Genomic DNA, 18230 nt, shown 5'->3' with positions numbered 1-18230 from the left:
GATTTGAATACATGAAATTAATATATGAAATCAATAAGACTTTGTGGAATGGAATAATAAATATAATAGGAGAAGATTATTTAAAAAACACGCTCAAAAATCACATTAATGATATTGAAAATAAATTATATTCAAAAATAGATATAGAAATATTAGATATGGAAAAAAAAATTAATGAGTTAAAAATCAAAAGAGATGAACAAAATAGAATATCCTGATGACATAATTTCTTTCGAAAACGAGTATTATGATATTATTCCAAAACATAATGAGGCTTACATTAATTATATATTAAACAAATTACCACTCACCTTTCCCAGGATAACATTTAGAACCTTACTCTTATTTACTTTTGATGATATCCTCAATCATTTAGATATTATAGAGAAAAATCTGTTACCTATTTTATCATATATAGAGAAAAAAAAATTTCTTGAACAATTTGAATACGATAGTTATCAATCTCATATAGCATCTTTTTTTATGAATCATACAATTGAGATGAATATGAAAACATGTTATTACTGTAATATAGAATTTATAAATACCTTCGAAGATATTGGTGAATACGAAAATAATTTAGATTTCTTAGTAAATGGTACTCTAGCAGAACTTAAAAAATATATAGGTCCTGAAAGGGGAGATTTGATATATAAATATTTAGAATTAAATACCATCACAAAAGTAGAAGACATATCAATCATTAAAGGAATTGGAAAAAAAACAATAATACTAATAAATAACTTACAAAATAAAATAAAAGCTTTTAAAAATCATTTCACTTTAGATCATTTTGTTCCAAAAGGAAAATATCCATATATAGCTTTGAGTTTGTACAATTTAGTTCCATCTTGTTCTTCTTGTAATTCTAAGTTTAAAAAGGAAAAGCAATATGAAATTGGAGAATATTTAAAATATATTTCACCTACTAGCAGACAATTTGATTTACACAATCATATTGAATTCAAATTATATTTTAAAGCTTCGAGCACCTCTATACAAGAAAAAATAACCAAAACAAATGATTTAGATGACTTTAGTGTACGTCCGGAAATTGCAACAACATTAGATAAAAAGTCACAAAACTTTTTAGATATTTTTAAAATACGGGGTAGGTATAGATTTCACAAATATCAATCTATGCACTTAATTAAAAAAAGGCAGATATATTCTGACTCTGCAATTCAAGAAATTTCTAAAATTACTGGAAAATCATGTTTAGAAATTAAAAAAGATATTTTCGGAACTATAATGTTTAACAATTTGGAAATAAATGAACCTTTAGCAAAATATAAAAAAGATATTGGAAGACAAATAGGATTATTTTAAAGTTAAAAAAGTTTATTCAATTAGTCTTATTTATTATGCATTAAGATAATATGCCAACCATTTATTTTTCAGTGGGAATTAAACATAAAACTAAATTGCTACGATATTTATACAAAGCACAATATAATTCATTATGGAAGCACTAATAACTCTAAGAATGCAAGGGTATTCGTTAGTATGTTAACTATTTTATAATTCCTTCAATTATAAAAAAAGAATTACTCATTTCTATTTTTTTCATCTAATTACAGTGGTATTCAATAAACTTATTATGGAAATCCGTATTTTATAAACAAATATTTTATTAATTTTATAAAAAGCTACAATTAGAAATATAAAAAGAATTACTAATAACACTTTAAAAACTATAACCAACTCAATGACAAAATTAAAAGAAAAAGGCCATAATGTAAACTTAAAAAATATTGTAATCCATAAGATTAACAAGGCAGCTGGAGATAAAAAATCTACACTTAAGTTAGCTTTAAAAGAAATAAAAGTAGGAGATCCTGAAAGAAAATTTATTTATGATGTTCGTGAATCTATTAGCAAAAGATCAGTCCCAACACATGGAGTATTTGAAGATGTATCATCTCATAATGGTTTTCAACAAGCAATTATAAATTATAAAGACAATAAAATTGACTTTATGCAATTTTCGGTTGAGTCAATGGAATATTATAAAAGAACCATTGAAACATCAGCCCCTGCTACAGGAGGCTTTTTGATATTTGCTGATTTCAAAATTACAGATAATAATGATGAAAGATATATACTGGTTCTTTCAATAGATAATAAGGAAGGTTATAATTTAAGTGAAATTGCTTTGGCTATTCAAGAAATTCAAAATCTAGAACTAAATAAAATGGATCTAGCCGCTATAATAAATTTGTCAAGATGGGAGCTTTCTAAAAATCCAGGAAACGAAATTAAAACTTATTTAACATTTATAAGAGGTAAGAAAAAAATCTCAGATTATTTTCAAAACTTCATTGGGTGTGAAGATAAAACGACAGCAACAGAATCCTCAACAATACTTTTAAATACTATAAATAGTTATATTAAAGAAAAGGAGATAAATGATAAAATAGCTAAAGATTTAAAAGGTAAAATTTTAGACTATTGTCAAGATTGCAACAAGCAAAAAAAAGAAATTTTATTATCTCATATTTCTTTTTTATTTGATGAAGAAAATCCTGACGATTTTGCAACTTATGCTTCCCACGAAAATTTTGGAAATAGTGAGGTTATTAAATACGACAGCAAAACTTTGCGAACATTAAAATATATAGATTATCAAAGTGTAGACTTCACTCTGAAGTTCAACAAAAGATTACTTAATACATCAATTAAACTTAGCAAAGATAAAAGAACAATAACAATTTCAAACTTACCTGAAGAATTAATATCCCAATTTTAGCATTAATGGAAAGCTTATTGCAACAATTCTTAAAACTAAAAGGAAAAATATCTGAAGTTAATTCAGATAATTTTATTTACATTTTAGAGATTAAAGTTGAAAATATTGGAACCATAGAAGATCTATATAATGGAGAATTTATTGAAGAAATTAAGTCAAATGACAGTAAAATTATTAATATTGGTGATTTATTAAATTTTAAAAATCAATCAATTTCAATAGAATTTGTAATAGCAGAATTAGAAAAAATTGGTTTCTACCTTTCACTACATGATTTTGTAATTGACAATCGCTTTGAAATTCCCAACGAATTTTATATTTCTCAGCTAAGATATTTGGATGGATCATCTTCTAGTAATGAAGATATCGAAAAGTATAAAACTTTAACAACGCTTATTGATCGATTAACCAACAAGTCAAAATTTGTTTCAGAAGATCATATTAGAACTTTATTTTTAGTACAGGATAATTCCTTTATTGAAATACCCATAGATAGTATTTTTTATGAGGAATATTTAGAACATAAAAATATTAATTTAATAAATCAATATATAGAGGATATTGATTCTTATAAAGAGAAAAGGACAATATATTTAAAAGAATTAATTGATTTTCTTAATAACATAAATAAAACAGAAAGACTGAATGAACTTATATTATATTTCGGTGAATTTTATGAAAGATGCAATACAAGTTTTGAATATTACCTATCAAATTTTTCATTCAATAAAATTAAACTGGAATTAGATAATTCTGTTTTAGAATATTCTAAGAACATCCGCGCCATAATTAATGATTCACAATCAAAATTAATAGCAATTCCGGCAGCTTTTGTCCTGGGAACATCCCAAATAGATTATTCAAAACCATTATCTTTTAAGAACATACTAATAATAATTTCTGCTTTTCTCTTTTCTTATATTATTTCAGTTTTTATCAAAAATCAAAAAAATGCAATAGAAATAATATCAGATAATTTAAACAACTATAAAATAAATTATAAGCGCTCAAAATCCACAGAATTTGAAGATGAAAAAGATCTTGAAAATTTATCTGAATTAATTAATACTTCTTACGAAAAGACAGAAGCTGAGATATGTCGACAAGAAAAAAGACTAAAAATACTTCAAATATGCAATTGGGGAATATCAATAGGTTTAGCTATTTCTATTTTAATTATAAGACTATTTAGTTCAACAAAATATTTGTAATGACTTTCTATTTCGAAATTAAAGCATGAAATTACAACTATTTAAAATTCCCCCTTGCTGACATAGGCATCACCCCCCGCTGGCGCGAGCGTCACGCTCGTTGCCCGCCTTTCCGACTCAATCCACAACTTCAGCAACCACCTCACTCCCCTTCTGCAACAAGTCCTTCCTATACTTCATCCCCCACTCACCCATCGTATCAATAATCGTATGGAGACTTTCTCCAAAATAGGTCAGTTCATAATCTACGGAAACGGGCATGGTATTATTCTGAGTTCTTTTGATCAGGTTATTCATTTCCAGTTCTTTTAATTCCTTGGAAAGGGTTTTTGACGCGATGCCTTCTACCTGTCTTTTCAAATCCATAAACCGCATTTTTCCTATATAGTACAAATGGCTTATGATGAGCGTTTTCCATTTCCCATCCAGCAGATACATCGTATCACGTACGCCACGGATGTGGTTTTGGCATTTTATTGAGATCTCAATTTTATCTTTTTTCATACCCCGAAAATTAGACTTTAAAATTACGGAATTATTTGTATTAAAAGTCACCTGGTTACTTTTTTGTAACTGGTTACCAATGGGTAATAGGTGTGTTTTGGAAACCAAAACGCCCTAACTTTGTTCCATCAAAATGAGATAAAAACCTCAACAATTTTTAATAAAAAATACTCAACATTATGTCATTACAAGAAACATTACAATGGAGATTTGCCACTAAAAGCTATAATGGTAAAACAGTAGAAAATGAAAAGATTGAGCAGATCCTGGAAGCAATCCGGATGTCGCCTTCAAGTTCCGGTCTACAGCCTTTTAAGGTTTTGGTGATCACCAATCAGGAATTAAAAGAAAAGTTATATCCCGTATCATGGGAACAAAAACAGATTCTTCAGGCTTCTCACCTGCTGGTTTTTGCAGCATGGGATGAGTACACTCCGGAAAGAGTAAACACCTTTTTCGAATTTAGTAATAAAGAACGCAACCTGCCTTCCAGTGCCACCGATGACTACCGTTTAAAGCTTCTCGGCATTCTGGAAAAAAGAAGTAAAGACCAGCATTTTGTAGGTGCTGCCCATCAAGCTTACCTCGCATTAGGATTTGGCCTTCTTGCCGCAGCCGATCTGAAAGTAGATGCCACTCCTCTGGAAGGATTCGACAGTGAAGCGTATGATGAGATTCTTAATCTTCGTGAACAGGGATTAAAGAGTACGGTTCTTTTAGCATTGGGATACAGGGATGAAGAGAATGACTGGCTGGTAAACCTGAAAAAAGTAAGGAGATCCAATGAGGAGTTATTTATTGAGATTCATTAATAACTGGATTTGGTTAATCGCAAAGACGCAAAGATTTTTTAATATGCTGCTGTTTTTAAGGCGCAAGAAAATCAAAGATTTTCGGCAAAGAGGATATAACGTTTACCTAGAATTTTATGGAACGAAATTCTTTTGGCTTCAATAATCATATTTACTAAGCTATACCGTATATACACTAATACTCAATATTGACATTCCGTAGGAATCTCAGCACACCCTTATAAAAACTAGGGTTTAGATTCCTACGGAATGACATAAATGGGTAGAATACAATTGAATTGTAATTAGTAATCATATAAAATACTGGGTTTCTCGCACTTTAACAACATACAGATGGTAAAATAATTGTGCCTTCGCGTTTAACAAAAACTCCATTAATTTTATTACGACAAAAAAAGAAACTTCTCGATACGATTTTTTCAAAATCTACTCGAAGTGACGTTGCCTTTTTCCTTATATTCTACAAATAGTAGTCTCCCATCAAATCGAGTGTTTTTCGAAATACAGGATGTAATCCTGCGAAAGTAGTTCAGGAGAAAAATGTATCGAGATCAATTGTAAATATGTTGATAAAATGATATAGTCTGATTAATCGCCAAGACACTAGAAAATAACATATTTTCGGTAAGCAGAATACAAATTAATTTCAAAATTTATTGTAAGTTAGCATCATTACAAGCAGATCTATGAAAAACATTTTCCAAATTTTTATTTTCATATTTTTTATGCAATCTTGTCATCCACAAGAATTAAAAATTGACTACGAAACAATAGAAATTGATATTCCTGGAAGTCCTGGCCCCTGGTTAAAACATAATTCAAAGTATTATTGTTATTTTCAGACTGATAATGATAAATTCAGTTCTGGTTCGAATCACAACTTTTATATTTTAGATGAGGAAGGAAAAGTTAATTCTAAAATAAGTGTTCCTGAAAAGCTCCAAACCTATTATTATGATTTATATATAAAAAATGATTCCATCTTTACCACAGAATATTATAATCACCATACTTTTTATCTTGATGAAAAAAATAAAAAATGGATTGAAACTAAAAAAGGAATTGATCTGGTATATGAAGATAAAGAATATACAGTATATACTCGCGACTTCGGAGAATGGGGTGGAGTAACTTGGTTCAAAGATAATTTAACTCATAAACAATATGAAATAGCAGCAACAAATCCCGTGATCAACAAATTTGATAATGCTTATTATTTAACGACAAGTAAATTCATCCTTAAAATATCAGATCCTAAAAAATTAGAAATAAGTAAAGAAGCTTACGATTACAAAAAAGCAGTATTAGCAGAACGTTATTTCAGAGAAGGGAGCAACTCAATGAAAGGAGGTGAAATTATATATATTGATACTACTGATGTTAAATCTAAATATTCGATAGCAACCTCTTTTATAGCAAACAATAAATTTTATCATTTATTTAACGATGGTATTTCAACAAAAATCGGAATAGTGGAGAATAAAAAGTTAACACCAATTCTTGATCTTAAATCTGATCTACGTCCCTTCAAATGGTATTACGATACAAGAAACCCAATACAAAACAATCAATATCAAACTATTCAGTTTTCTATTAAGGGTAAAAATAATTTTGGGATTATTGAAATTAACAAAAATCACATCAATGTAACTTCATTCAAAAATTCTTATAAGGAACCTATTATGGGTGAAGACCAGACAAAGGAGTGGGTTGAAACAAATTTCGATTACTTCTATTCTAATTTAAATACTTTATCTTTAAATCAAATTGATGATATTGAGCAAAAGGAAAATGCAAGAGACCTAACCCAAAGTCACAAAATCTCTCATTATATACTTGATGGAAAAGATATAGAAACTCCTAGAATTTATCGAAAAAAAGAAAACCCATTTATTCATCTGACAACGATGTATTATTATACAACGAGAGAAAAATCAATTGAGCTGATAGAATTCCAATGGGGTATTAAATCACATTTTGACAGTGTAGAAGAATCTCGAACTACTCCTAATATTGATACACAAAAATTATATAAATCAAAATTTGACTGGCTCTTTGCTTTTCTAATGCAAAAACTAGGAAAGCCTATTCTAAACAATCAGGATAAAGAAAATGCTACTGTGAAATGGAAAAATGGTAATAAATCTGTTGAATTATCCCTTAGTAAGTACATTTTTGAATTAAGACTATATAAAAGCTAAGAGCCTACCAACATGGTAAGCTCTTAACCATAAAAACAAAAACTACTCACTCAAAAACGCCACAGCCTTCGCCACAAACGCATCATGATTCTGAAAGAAAGACGCATGTCCTGAATCCGGAAAAATCACGAGTTCCGCATACTCCAAATTTTGTTTCATATTCTGTGCATTCTGAACCGATACGGGAAGGTCATTTTCCCCGTGAACGATAAGCACCTTATTTTTGATCATTTTTATTTCTTCAAGAGCGTTGGCATCAGGTTGCGCCCAACTCAGAACAGCCGTAAACTGAGCATTGGAAGTTGCGTCGCTTAATGCAGGATCCCGATCCGTTGTACGAAGCTGAATCCTCTCATAAGATAGCTTTCCTGCCGCAATACTCGCTGCAGATTGGGTAAATCCAAATTTCAGGAAAGATTCTTCAGGACTTAATCCTGCAGTTCCGGCAATGATATTCGGCAAATTGGATAATCCGATTGCACCTTTAGGTCCGGTACCTGTTAAAATAACTTTATTGATGAGTGTAGGTTGCGTTAAAACCACTCTTTGTGCCACAAATCCTCCCATCGAAAAGCCCATAATATTTACTTTCGTCAGGTTGAGTGCCTTGATAAAAGCAATGGCATCATCGGCCATCCCCTGCACGGTATTTGGGGTTGTTCCCTGGGAAGAAGCCACGCCCTGGTTATCGAATATAATGATCTTATATTTCTGAGCCAACCCGTCTGTGACTGCCGGATCCCAGTCGTCCATGGAGCCTCCCAATCCCGGTAATAATACCAACGGTATCCCTCCTTCTTTTCCCCAGGTACGATAAGCGATGTCATTCCCCTTTACTTTTATAAATTTTGTTTTGGCGTTGCGGTGGTTCACCATCTGGACTTCCTGGGTGATGATCTCACTTTCTTCACTGCATGACACAGTTGCTACTGAAAATAGCGTTACACATAAAATACTTGCTGCTGAAATGGTTCTGAATGCTTTCATTGTTGTTTATTTTTGTATGATTATGGTGCAAACATAAAGCGCACAAAAAGGCGGAACACTTACAAAGTATCTCAAACGGACAATTTCAGAGGTTAATCAGACATTTACCTCACTTAAAAAAGCTTCTTCCTTACCGTTTATTTCCATGAAATGCATTTCTGCCGATTTTCCGCAATCTGGCTACGTGATCCCTCAATCAGGCTACATGAACCTTATGCTATAAGCTGAACTTTGCGACATCAACTTTAAATAAGAATACAATGAAATCAAGAAAATTGAGAACTCTCGAAGTATCGAGTATCGGTTATGGCAGTATGGGACTCAGCCAGGGGTACGGATCAGTACCAGAACGGAAAGAATCCATAGAGTTACTTCACAATACCTATGATCTGGGCTGTACTTTTTTTGACACTGCAGAAGCCTACGCCATGGGAGCTAATGAAGAATTACTGGGTGAAGCTTTAGCCGGTTTCAGGAATGAGGTGAGCATTGCCTCTAAATTCTGGATACAGGATAGTATAGAAAATTATTCCGCAGAAAAACTAATGGGATTGATCCGAAACAAAATAGAAGGCTCATTAAAAAGATTGAAAACAGACCACATCGAACTTTATTATCAGCACCGTGTAAACAAAGATATTCCTGTAGAAGATATAGCCTGGTGTATGGGTAAGCTGATCAGGGAAGGAAAAATACTGGGCTGGGGCCAATCACAAGCCACAGAAGAAGAGATCAGGAAAGCACATGCCGTAACACCCATTACCGCGATTCAAAGTGAATACTCTATTATGGCCCGGCAGTTTGAAAAAAATGTGATCCCGACCTGCGGAGAACTGGGAATCGGTTTTGTAGCCTTCTCGCCTCTGGCTAATGGATTTCTGTCCGGTCATGTAAACGCAGATACATCATTTACCGGAATTGATGCCCGTAGAGTAATCACCCGCTTTCAAAAAGATAACATTCTCGCAAATCAGCCTCTACTGGATCTCTTAAATGGGTTTGCCACCATGAAAGAAGCAACTCCCGCGCAGATCTCCCTGGCGTGGATGCTCCATAAAAATGATTTTATCGTACCGATTCCGGGTTCAAGAAATTTAAAAAGGATCCGCGAGAATATAGAATCTTCTGATATTGTCCTTACTGAAGATGAATTTAGGCAGATAGAAACAGCACTGGCTACCATTCAGGTTCATGGCGACAGAAAAGATGAAGATCTGGCAAAACTAAGAACATTAAAAGATTAAACTGATAATAGAAGAGTCGGTTCTTTAACGCAATTTATTTGTAAATTGTAAAAGAATTTCTGATCAGATACAATTATATAAAATGGATAAAAACATTCCACAAAAATTTGAATCTTTATATGACTTGCATAAGGTGTTCGGGCTTCCCAAGCCCGTACATCCTTTGGTAAGTTTTATCAATATCAGAGACATCCGAATCAATCCGGATGAACTTTCCCCAACCATGATGTTGAATTTTTATAAGATCGCCTGTAAAACAGATCTATGCAGCCAGGCCCGGTACGGACAAAATTATTATGATTTCCGGGAAGGCGGACTGGTATTCACGGCCCCCAACCAGATATTTGAAAGCCCGGATGATCAAACGAATTCTGGCTTTATCCTGCTTTTTCATCCCGATTTTATATTGTCTTATCCTCTGGTAAAAAAAATAAAGGAATATGGCTTCTTTTCCTACGCTGCCAACGAAGCTTTACTTCTCTCGGAAAAAGAAAAGGAAACCATTTTATCGGTTTTTAAAATCATTGAAGAAGAACTCAATAACCGGATCGATGATTTCAGCCAGGATGTAATGATTGCACAAATAGAGCTTCTGCTAAGCTACAGCAACCGGTTTTATAAGCGACAGTTTATTACCCGAAAAGCAGTGAACCACAGTATACTTGAAAAATTTGAAGAAGTTCTTGATCAATCATTCAATGATTCAAGCCTATTGGAACATGGAATTCCCACAGTTCATTCCCTAGCAGAAAAACTGAGTATTTCCCCCAGTTACCTGAGTGATCTTTTACGTTCGCTAACCGGACAGAATACCCAACAATATATTCATCAGAAACTCAGCAATCTTGCAAAGGAAAAACTGTCAACCACACAATTATCAATCAGTGAAATTGCTTATGAGCTTGGATTTGAGCATCCGCAATCTTTTAGTAAGTTTTTTAAGAAAATGGTGAAGGTAACGCCTATTGCATTTAGGGAATCGTTTAATTGAAGATTTTTTTAATCTGCGAAATGCCTCATAAATTGGGGTTGGATAAACCGATTGTTATATTCTTTTGTCTTGAAACAAAAGAAACAAAAATTCAAGACTGAAATCTTCCGCTAAAAATGTATTCTGTTCTCTAAAAATTCCAAAACTTGCGCGAATTCAGAATAAGTTATTCGATTCGGTATTGTTGTCGCGCTTCGGACAGTAGAATTTTTTTACGTTCACAGAATACATTTTCTTTACGCTACAGCTTCCTAGGTCGGTTAGGAATTTACTTCAAAGTTGAAATATAGGTCTTTTTAAATCTGCTTAATCTACTAGAAATAAACATACTGTCATTGTGTAAATCACCCAAAAGTGTTATTGCAATGGTTTTGGTTTTAGGATAAATTTACTATTAACTAACAACCAAAAACTTACAATTATGAAAGCATTTATCTTTGCAACACTTCTTTTATTTTCCGTAGTGGTACACGCACAAAAAACAGCACCTCTTGACAATGTACTCAAACAAGTTACAGAAGCCCTACATGAAGTAGAAACGATGAAAAATTTTAAGCAGCCTAAAAATGTAGCAGTTACTTTCGAAAGCGAAACATCAGGAGAAACAAGTACTGGCCTGAAGATTTTAATCTTCAGTATTGGACGATCCTGGAATAAAGCACAAAGTACAGAAATTTCTTACCAATTTAATTTGGTTCCAAAGGAATCCCTTATCCAGACTGGAACATTTAAAACAGCTCTCGCAAATGCAATAAGAAAGGCTTATGATGAAATGTCAAAGGTTACTGTAAAAGATATAGTTTCCAAAGGCTTTACTATCAAGATCAGTTTCGTGATAGAAACATCTACTAATGCAGGGGCTGAAGCTGAATATAGCCTGATTCCATTAAGTGCTTCTCTTGGAAAAAGCTGGAAGAAAAAAGCAATACATACCGTAGAACTCGAATTTTAATAAAAACGAGTATCATAGCTTTACAACGCTCTTCAGATATGTACTGAAGAGTGTTTTTATATAATTAAATATTTTATGTAAATCAATTTTCCGGCTACAACAAAGTGTGTTTTGGCTACGTAGAGAAATCCTGTTCTTTCCAACTTTGTAGTGTTAAAAACAAACAGGAAATGAAAGTATTTGTAACAGGAGCTACAGGATTTATAGGCTCTGCAACAGTAAAAGAATTACAATCCGGCGGACATCAGGTTATAGGATTAGCCCGTTCTGAGGAATCCGCCGAAAAACTAAGGAAGTCCGGTGTAGAAGTATATTACGGAGATCTCAGTCAACCGGAGACATTGATAGAAGCAGTTGAAAAAGCTGATGCAGTAATTCATCTTGGATTTATCCATGATTTCAGCAAGTTTAAAGAAATGTGTATCCTGGACGGAAAGGTCATTGAAACAATCGGCTCTGTACTGGAAGGAACACAAAAGCCATTTGTTATTACTTCAGGAATCGGTGTGCTTAAAAAACAAGGTATGATTACGGAAAAAGATATGCCGGAAGGTAATAGCATTCCAAGGATTATTACAGAACATGCAGCAGACAAAGTAGCTGCTAAAGGAGTTCAGGTAGCCGTTGTCCGGCTTCCCCCTGTGGTACATGACCTGGGAGATAAAATTGGTTTTATTCCTTCGTTGATTGGGATAGCAAAAGCAAAAGGTTTTTCTGCATACATTGACAACGGTACGAATTTCTGGCCTGCAGTACACCGTAAAGATACGGCCAAACTCTTCCGACTGGCCGTAGAAAAACATTCGGTTAACGGAATACGATACCACGGAGTTGCAGAAGAAGGCATCGAATTTAAAAAGATCGCCGAAACGATAGGTACAAAACTGGGTATACCAGCACGTTCCATTTCAGCAGGTGAGGTAGCAGATCACTTTACCTGGTTTGCCCATTTTGCAGAATTTAATGTCCTTGCTTCAAGCGCTGCAACACGGGAAATATTAAATTGGGAGCCAAATGAAATCGATTTGCTATCGGATTTACACGGAGAAATTTATTTTCCTGCCCAATAAATTGTAAATTTACTATACCACATCAGGGAAGAGTATGTGAAAGCTATTTACATATTCTTCTCTTTTTATACCTAAAAGATTATGTCGGCAAAAGAACCCATAAGGATCAAAACGATTTCACAGTTTCATGCTTTGCGTGGCTTACCAAAGCCTAAACATCCGCTGATCAGCATCATTGATTTTAGAGATATGCAAAAACCCGATAAAGGAAGTGAAAGCCTGGTATTTGATTTTTACTCCCTTTCAGTAAAAAGAAATATGAACCATAAATACAAATATGGACAGCAAGACTATGATTTTGATGAAGGCATATTATTTTTTATGGCTCCGAACCAGGTACTCCGGATTGAAATGGACAACCAGCCACGTCCCGCTGAAGGCTGGATGCTGATGATCCACCCTGATTTTTTATGGAATAAACCCCTGGCTAAAACTATAACCCAATATGAATTTTTCGATTATTCCCTGCATGAAGCCCTTTTTCTTTCTGAAGATGAAGAGCAGATCCTTCAGCTTCTGATAGATAATATCCGAAAGGAATACAATACTAATACAGATAAGTTCAGCAGTGATATCATGGTTTCATTACTGGAAACGCTTTTTAATTATTCAAACCGATTTTACCAGCGCCAATTCATTACCCGTGATAAGGCACATCATGAAATCCTTGAACGGTTAGAAATCCTACTCAACCAATATTTCAACAGTGAAATGATCATAAATAATGGCATCCCAAGTGTTCATTATATTTCCGGAGAGCTCGGTATTTCTACAGGATATCTGAGAACATTACTCCAAAACCTTACCGGACAAAGCACCCAACAGTTCATTCATCAGAAGCTGACCGAAAAAGCAAAGGAAAAACTCAGCACAACAGGCAGCACCGTAAGTGAGATTGCTTATGAATTAGGATTTGAGCACCCACAGTCTTTCAGCAAATTCTTTAAGAAAATGACGAATACCACTCCGCTTGGATTTAGGGAACTTTTTAACTAACCATTATACCTTGCCAAGGTTAAGCTCTGCTATTTATTATCAGACCCATTTATAAACAATCCAATAATCCATTATTCTATCTGAAAAATCATACGGTGTTCCCAACCTTCATCGCTTTCAAAGCTTCCATTGCTTTTTCTGTATCATCTTTTGCAACAAAAATATGATCATGAAAATAAGCTGCCACCACATTGCAGCTAATGCCTTCGTGCTTGAGTGCGTTAGCGAATGCAGCCGTAAGCCCTACGGCTTCAAGTGAGGAATGAATACTCAAAGTGATCCATGAAGAAACATAATTGTATTCCAAATTCCATTTTTCAGCGACCGGCTTTTCCAGAACAACGGTTATGGCTTCTTTTTCACGAAAGAAAAATACAAGTTTTTCTATATCCGGAATCTCATGTAAGTGACCTACTTTGCAAAAAACATATTCCCCTGAATTCAGCACCGGTTCCATATGTTGCAGCAATATTTTTAAATCTGTTTCTCCTGACATTTTTTTTGTACAAAACTACAGGTTAAGCCTTAGGATTTATTTATCAATTGATAAAAAATGCTTCGTGATAGTTATTAAATGGAACTATGAGCCACAATAAAGAAAAATACTCATTGATTAAACCGTGAAATAGGAACGGCAAAATGAACGCCCCTGGAATTCAGGGGCGCTAATTAAAAACTTTTATTTTGTTGTTTTTAAAATCTTAATTGCATTTTCATTCTCCGGATTGATTTTCAGCACTTTCCGGTAATTTTCCAAAGCTTTATCTTTTTGTCCTGCTTCAAGGTAGGCTTCCCCAAGACTGTCGTAAGTATTTGCACTTTGGGGATACAATTGGGTATTGACACGGAAAAAATCTATTGCATTGGTATATTTCTTTTCGCGAAGTAAGGTATAACCGAGACTGTTAATATAGTCTTCGGAAAGCATTTCATTATCCGCATCTTCTTTTTTTGCTTTTTTATAAGCTTCCAGACCTTTTTCAAAATATCCTTCGCTAATCAATTCCAATGGTCCTTTCTCATCTTTCGCCCATTGTGGGTTTTCCGAACGGATGGTTTTATTCAGGAGTGTTTCCATCAATTCACGTTTTCCTGTCTTTGGGTTAGTCCTAAAACTTATTTTAAAATTCCAGTTTCTTAACGCATAGTTATTTTCCCCGATTTTAAGAAGTTCAATCGGTGTTTCCATATTCATCTTCATCATCAGTTTTCCCTTTTCCTGATATACCCTGTAAACACCATACTTATTGAATTTATATCGATCAGCATTGCTGAAATCCTCTTGTTTTAAAGGTAAAATTTTAAGAGTGGGAGCCATAAATTCCGGCCACTGATATTCAGTTGCCACAGAACGTATAACCTCATTGATAAACTGAGGTTTGTTGGTATTGGTTAATACTACAATTCCATCCCCACTTGTTTTACTCGCCGTAAAAAGGCTGGAAAAACCTTCATTCCAGCCACCGTGGGAGAAATATACCTGATTGCCATAGGTCTCCAGCATAACACCTAATCCCTCAAAAGTTTCAATGTAAGGAGTGGTAAATGCTTCCGCCATCTTTTTGGAAATAATGGTATTACTTTTACCATTCAACGTATTCTGGATATCGACCACAAAACGGGCATAGTCTTCTGCTGTGGACCATAAACCGGCGGCGGCCTGTTCAGGATAGATATGATATCTGCCCTGGACTTTAGTTCCGTTTTCTAAATATGCTGTTGCGGCAATTACGGATTGAGATTCTGGCAAAGGCTGAGTGAAGCTGCTGTTCTTCATTCCGAGAGGCATCAGGATTTTTTCCTTCATCAAAGTTGCAAAATCCTTTCCTTCAATATCTGTAAGTATTTCCTGCAACACAGTATATCCACCGCCAGAGTAACGAAAAGATTTTCCGGGAAGCTTATCCACCTTCACAGCATCAGTATTGGCAGGCTTTTCTCCGTTCAACACCTGAATCACTGTAGGAAGAGGTTTTCCTGCCTCGTATCCGGGGAATCCATGTACGGTGAAACCGGCTGTATGGCTAAGAATATTCTTAAGCGTTACCGGCTTCTGTTTTGTCCACTCATTCTCAGGAATTTTCCAGGATTTCAGATATCTGTTCACATCAGCATCGGGATCTATTTTTCCTTCTTCTACCTCCTTTAATGCAGCATAAGCCGTTACAGGTTTACTCATAGAAGCAACCTGAAATAAGGTAGCGGTGGTAGCTGGAGTTTTATTTTCCACATCTGCGAGTCCATATGCTTTGGTCCATATCACCTGGTAATTTCTGATTACTGCTATACTGACGGCTGGAATATTATAAAACTTCATTCGGTCTTCCAGTTTCCATGCAGATTCTCCCTCAAATCTCACGGCAGGTAATAAGCCTGATTCTATTCGCGCAATTTCATTTTTCAGCTGAGCATCTGTCTGCGCAGATAAAGAACTGGAAATCAACCCCATAAATAATACAATATAAAAACGAGTTCCGGTTTTCATAATTTTTAATTAATAGCCTAAAAATAAGTAAGTATTACGAATATCAGCGGAATTAATTTTATAAGATACTTATTATTATATTCAAGGCAGTCAAATTCATCCCATAGATTGCTGATACACTTCCTGTAGTGTTTTATTTTCCTATCTCTTCTGAAAAAAATCTAATGAAAAGAAGGGCTCCTCATTTCTTTTTTGCCTTTTGAACCACTTTATTATAAGCAAGACAGAGGTCTATATAGTATTGAAAATCTTTGTTTTTGTGATATCCTTCTTTACTCACAAAAATATACCCTTTTGCTACCCTTTTCCCATGAATCATCGGGCGGCAATACTCTTTTTCCAGCTCCAGCTCTGCTTGTTGAGGATCAATCCTGCATAAGATCTCCTCATTACGAACTCCGATGCATAGTTTATCATCTACCATAAAGCTTAATCCCTGGAACATTTTTTTCTCAACCACATTATTCTCATGCATCAATGTTTCTCTTATCCGGTTTACCAGTTGTTCGTTGTACATGATTATTTTTTTTAATTCTTGCAGGTATACTCTTTAATGAATCACCATTTTTCAGGCATCGATTTCCATGTGTGCTCGATATTGGTCATCAGCAAAGCATTATCAAACGTTATAGAGCCTTTTGGGAAAAGTGTTTCATCTTCATAAAAAGTTGATTTCAAATCCATCACTTCAAGAGGTCTTATTTCCCATGTATAGGTATTCAACTGAAGTCCTTCCAGCTTATCTTTATGAGGCGAATACCCGAGGCATCCCTCCTGAAAAAAGTCTGAAGCCTTCTGCAATGTTTCAAATATGGAATGATTATCAAATACTTCAATTTCCTTAGCATCAATTGAAGTAACCAGCTGATCGGAGCTTTTAAAATCAACATGGTAATGCTTGTTATTTTCCTTTACATTAAATTTCGCATAATAATGTTTACCCGGAAATACACGTCCGCCTATAAGCGTATTGATCTTCGATGAAGTATCTCTTCTCGGAATATAAACCCCGGTCCTAACCTGTCCGCCTTCGTCCCATTCAACAGCAATTCTATGTGCTCCGTTCTCGGAATTGATCCCCATAAAATCCGGCAACCCCAAAGCTTTAATATTTTTAAGCCTGATCAGGCAAATACCTACTATTGCTTTATTTTTATAAAGCTTTGGTCTGAATGGAAAAGGGAGAATTTTTTCTACTGCCTCAGGATCAGCAGTAAAATTGATCAAAATCCTTCGATCTATATATCCATGTATTTCTGGTAATTTCATTTTTATATGTTAAGATGCGGCCATCCCCTGTCTTAGAGACAAATGTAATTCATTTTTTGGTCAACCTGATAAAGTATTTCCAATATGTTTTACACAGAAAAGATGTTAATTTCGTTCTATTTTTATTTGCTGTTTTTTTATGAGATTTGCTGCTATAATTGCTTTCAGTATTATGAAAAAATTAATTTTAATCTGCACCTTTTCTTTTGCTTTTATCCAAATAATAAATCCTCAACAAATCATATCCTGAAATTCAAATTCCGATCGTGAACTGTATGCTCAGAATATTGGGAAAATACTTTTTCTACACTATTCCATCATCTTTTGATAGATGTACATACCTCATCAAGCTCTTTACGATCCGGAAGGACTGAATATCTTTCACCAAACCGCAAACCAAAACCATCATTACGGAATCTCGGGAAAATATGCAGATGGGTATGAAAAACCTCCTGGCCGGCAGCTTCACCATCAGCAAGAAAATAATTGATTCCCTCAGATCTTATATCCGATTTCCTAAGGGCCCGATTAATTTTTGCGGCAACATTAAACATTCCTGAAGTAAGATCTTCGTCCAGTTCGGCAATGAATTCCCTGTGTATTTTCGGCACTACTAATATGTGTCCCGGATTAACGGGCTGGATGTCCATAAAAGCAATTACCTGATCATCTTCGTGGATGATGCTTGCAGGGAGTTCTCTGTTTATTATTTTACAAAAAATACAATTGTTCATAAGGGCCGGAAAGTTTTTTATAAAA

18 protein-coding genes are annotated in these 18230 nt (G+C 34.2%); 11 read left to right on the top strand and 7 right to left on the bottom strand.

Features of this window, described 5'->3' with window-relative positions:
• Positions 1-11: 11 nt before the first annotated feature.
• The 4 genes from MTQ00_RS02705 (at position 12) to MTQ00_RS02690 (ending at position 3960) form a co-directional block, all read left to right on the top strand.
• Positions 12-218 carry a hypothetical protein gene (locus MTQ00_RS02705; protein WP_273647634.1) on the top strand — a complete coding sequence of 69 codons (207 nt, stop codon included), beginning with the start codon at positions 12-14 and terminating at the stop codon, positions 216-218.
• A complete protein-coding gene (locus tag MTQ00_RS02700) occupies positions 196-1329 on the top strand; it encodes an HNH endonuclease (protein WP_273647633.1) in 1134 nt (377 codons plus the stop codon). The genes MTQ00_RS02705 and MTQ00_RS02700 overlap by 23 nt, the downstream gene beginning before the upstream one ends.
• Before the next feature lie 379 nt (positions 1330-1708).
• On the top strand, positions 1709-2749 hold the full coding sequence (locus tag MTQ00_RS02695) for a nucleoid-associated protein (protein WP_273647632.1): 1041 nt from the start codon (positions 1709-1711) through the stop codon (positions 2747-2749).
• A gap of 5 nt (positions 2750-2754) precedes the next feature.
• Positions 2755-3960: a hypothetical protein gene (locus MTQ00_RS02690; protein WP_273647631.1), complete on the top strand. Its 1206-nt coding sequence runs from the start codon at positions 2755-2757 to the stop codon at positions 3958-3960.
• 117 nt (positions 3961-4077) lie between these two features.
• Here MTQ00_RS02690 and MTQ00_RS02685 read toward each other — a convergent pair whose 3' ends face one another.
• Positions 4078-4464, bottom strand: coding sequence for a winged helix-turn-helix transcriptional regulator (locus MTQ00_RS02685; protein ID WP_273647630.1), 387 nt, complete (start codon positions 4462-4464; stop codon positions 4078-4080).
• A gap of 179 nt (positions 4465-4643) precedes the next feature.
• Between MTQ00_RS02685 and MTQ00_RS02680 the strand changes: the two genes are divergently transcribed.
• Positions 4644-5276 (top strand): NAD(P)H-dependent oxidoreductase, encoded by a 633-nt coding sequence (locus tag MTQ00_RS02680; protein ID WP_273647629.1) that lies wholly within the window; start codon positions 4644-4646, stop codon positions 5274-5276.
• A gap of 686 nt (positions 5277-5962) precedes the next feature.
• Positions 5963-7477 (top strand): hypothetical protein, encoded by a 1515-nt coding sequence (locus MTQ00_RS02675; protein ID WP_273647628.1) that lies wholly within the window; start codon positions 5963-5965, stop codon positions 7475-7477.
• Positions 7478-7519: 42 nt separating this feature from the next.
• Here MTQ00_RS02675 and MTQ00_RS02670 read toward each other — a convergent pair whose 3' ends face one another.
• Positions 7520-8464, bottom strand: coding sequence for an alpha/beta fold hydrolase (locus MTQ00_RS02670; RefSeq protein WP_273647627.1), 945 nt, complete (start codon positions 8462-8464; stop codon positions 7520-7522).
• Positions 8465-8724: 260 nt separating this feature from the next.
• On the opposite strand from MTQ00_RS02670, the gene MTQ00_RS02665 reads away from it, so the two are divergent.
• The 5 genes from MTQ00_RS02665 to MTQ00_RS02645 all read left to right on the top strand — a co-directional run bounded on the left by MTQ00_RS02665 (position 8725) and on the right by MTQ00_RS02645 (position 13717).
• Positions 8725-9708 carry an aldo/keto reductase gene (locus MTQ00_RS02665; RefSeq protein WP_273647626.1) on the top strand — a complete coding sequence of 328 codons (984 nt, stop codon included), beginning with the start codon at positions 8725-8727 and terminating at the stop codon, positions 9706-9708.
• Positions 9709-9790: 82 nt separating this feature from the next.
• The gene (locus MTQ00_RS02660) at positions 9791-10699 is read left to right on the top strand and encodes a helix-turn-helix domain-containing protein (RefSeq protein ID WP_273647625.1); all 909 of its coding nucleotides are present in this window, start codon (positions 9791-9793) and stop codon (positions 10697-10699) included.
• 421 nt (positions 10700-11120) lie between these two features.
• Entirely contained in the window at positions 11121-11651 is a 531-nt protein-coding gene (locus tag MTQ00_RS02655) for a hypothetical protein (protein ID WP_273647624.1), read from the top strand.
• Positions 11652-11821: 170 nt separating this feature from the next.
• Entirely contained in the window at positions 11822-12721 is a 900-nt protein-coding gene (locus MTQ00_RS02650) for an SDR family oxidoreductase (protein ID WP_273647623.1), read from the top strand.
• Between the two features lie 81 nt (positions 12722-12802).
• Entirely contained in the window at positions 12803-13717 is a 915-nt protein-coding gene (locus MTQ00_RS02645) for a helix-turn-helix domain-containing protein (RefSeq protein ID WP_172277982.1), read from the top strand.
• Positions 13718-13805: 88 nt separating this feature from the next.
• Here the strand turns inward: MTQ00_RS02645 and MTQ00_RS02640 are convergent, their stop codons facing one another.
• The 5 genes from MTQ00_RS02640 to MTQ00_RS02620 form a co-directional block, all read right to left on the bottom strand.
• Positions 13806-14213, bottom strand: a complete 408-nt coding sequence (locus tag MTQ00_RS02640; RefSeq protein ID WP_273647622.1) for an ACT domain-containing protein — start codon at positions 14211-14213, stop codon at positions 13806-13808.
• 183 nt (positions 14214-14396) lie between these two features.
• The gene (locus MTQ00_RS02635) at positions 14397-16202 is read right to left on the bottom strand and encodes a beta-lactamase family protein (protein WP_273647621.1); all 1806 of its coding nucleotides are present in this window, start codon (positions 16200-16202) and stop codon (positions 14397-14399) included.
• Positions 16203-16383: 181 nt separating this feature from the next.
• Complete coding sequence (locus tag MTQ00_RS02630) at positions 16384-16719, bottom strand: TfoX/Sxy family protein (RefSeq protein WP_273647620.1); 336 nt, start codon at positions 16717-16719, stop codon at positions 16384-16386.
• A gap of 41 nt (positions 16720-16760) precedes the next feature.
• Positions 16761-17471: a DUF2071 domain-containing protein gene (locus tag MTQ00_RS02625; protein WP_273647619.1), complete on the bottom strand. Its 711-nt coding sequence runs from the start codon at positions 17469-17471 to the stop codon at positions 16761-16763.
• Positions 17472-17788: 317 nt separating this feature from the next.
• Positions 17789-18205, bottom strand: coding sequence for an HIT family protein (locus MTQ00_RS02620; RefSeq protein ID WP_273647618.1), 417 nt, complete (start codon positions 18203-18205; stop codon positions 17789-17791).
• Positions 18206-18230 lie beyond the last annotated feature (25 nt).

It is taken from the genome of Chryseobacterium sp. B21-037 (genome assembly GCF_028570785.1).
Lineage (GTDB): Bacteria > Bacteroidota > Bacteroidia > Flavobacteriales > Weeksellaceae > Chryseobacterium > Chryseobacterium proteolyticum.
Note: the sequence above shows the minus strand (reverse complement) of the source record. Positions and strands in the feature narration are given on the sequence as shown.

Bases quoted from the DNA above. Each gene is read 5' to 3' on its own strand.
- MTQ00_RS02700 (WP_273647633.1), top strand. From the start codon at position 196: ATGAACAAAATAGAATATCCTGATGACATAATTTCTTTCGAAAACGAG.
- MTQ00_RS02630 (WP_273647620.1), bottom strand. From the start codon at position 16,719: ATGTACAACGAACAACTGGTAAACCGGATAAGAGAAACATTGATGCAT.
- MTQ00_RS02695 (WP_273647632.1), top strand. From the start codon at position 1,709: ATGACAAAATTAAAAGAAAAAGGCCATAATGTAAACTTAAAAAATATT.
- MTQ00_RS02620 (WP_273647618.1), bottom strand. From the start codon at position 18,205: ATGAACAATTGTATTTTTTGTAAAATAATAAACAGAGAACTCCCTGCA.
- MTQ00_RS02655 (WP_273647624.1), top strand. From the start codon at position 11,121: ATGAAAGCATTTATCTTTGCAACACTTCTTTTATTTTCCGTAGTGGTA.
- MTQ00_RS02660 (WP_273647625.1), top strand. From the start codon at position 9,791: ATGGATAAAAACATTCCACAAAAATTTGAATCTTTATATGACTTGCAT.
- MTQ00_RS02690 (WP_273647631.1), top strand. From the start codon at position 2,755: ATGGAAAGCTTATTGCAACAATTCTTAAAACTAAAAGGAAAAATATCT.
- MTQ00_RS02635 (WP_273647621.1), bottom strand. From the start codon at position 16,202: ATGAAAACCGGAACTCGTTTTTATATTGTATTATTTATGGGGTTGATT.
- MTQ00_RS02665 (WP_273647626.1), top strand. From the start codon at position 8,725: ATGAAATCAAGAAAATTGAGAACTCTCGAAGTATCGAGTATCGGTTAT.
- MTQ00_RS02645 (WP_172277982.1), top strand. From the start codon at position 12,803: ATGTCGGCAAAAGAACCCATAAGGATCAAAACGATTTCACAGTTTCAT.
- MTQ00_RS02670 (WP_273647627.1), bottom strand. From the start codon at position 8,464: ATGAAAGCATTCAGAACCATTTCAGCAGCAAGTATTTTATGTGTAACG.
- MTQ00_RS02675 (WP_273647628.1), top strand. From the start codon at position 5,963: ATGAAAAACATTTTCCAAATTTTTATTTTCATATTTTTTATGCAATCT.
- MTQ00_RS02705 (WP_273647634.1), top strand. From the start codon at position 12: ATGAAATTAATATATGAAATCAATAAGACTTTGTGGAATGGAATAATA.
- MTQ00_RS02625 (WP_273647619.1), bottom strand. From the start codon at position 17,471: ATGAAATTACCAGAAATACATGGATATATAGATCGAAGGATTTTGATC.
- MTQ00_RS02640 (WP_273647622.1), bottom strand. From the start codon at position 14,213: ATGTCAGGAGAAACAGATTTAAAAATATTGCTGCAACATATGGAACCG.
- MTQ00_RS02680 (WP_273647629.1), top strand. From the start codon at position 4,644: ATGTCATTACAAGAAACATTACAATGGAGATTTGCCACTAAAAGCTAT.
- MTQ00_RS02685 (WP_273647630.1), bottom strand. From the start codon at position 4,464: ATGAAAAAAGATAAAATTGAGATCTCAATAAAATGCCAAAACCACATC.
- MTQ00_RS02650 (WP_273647623.1), top strand. From the start codon at position 11,822: ATGAAAGTATTTGTAACAGGAGCTACAGGATTTATAGGCTCTGCAACA.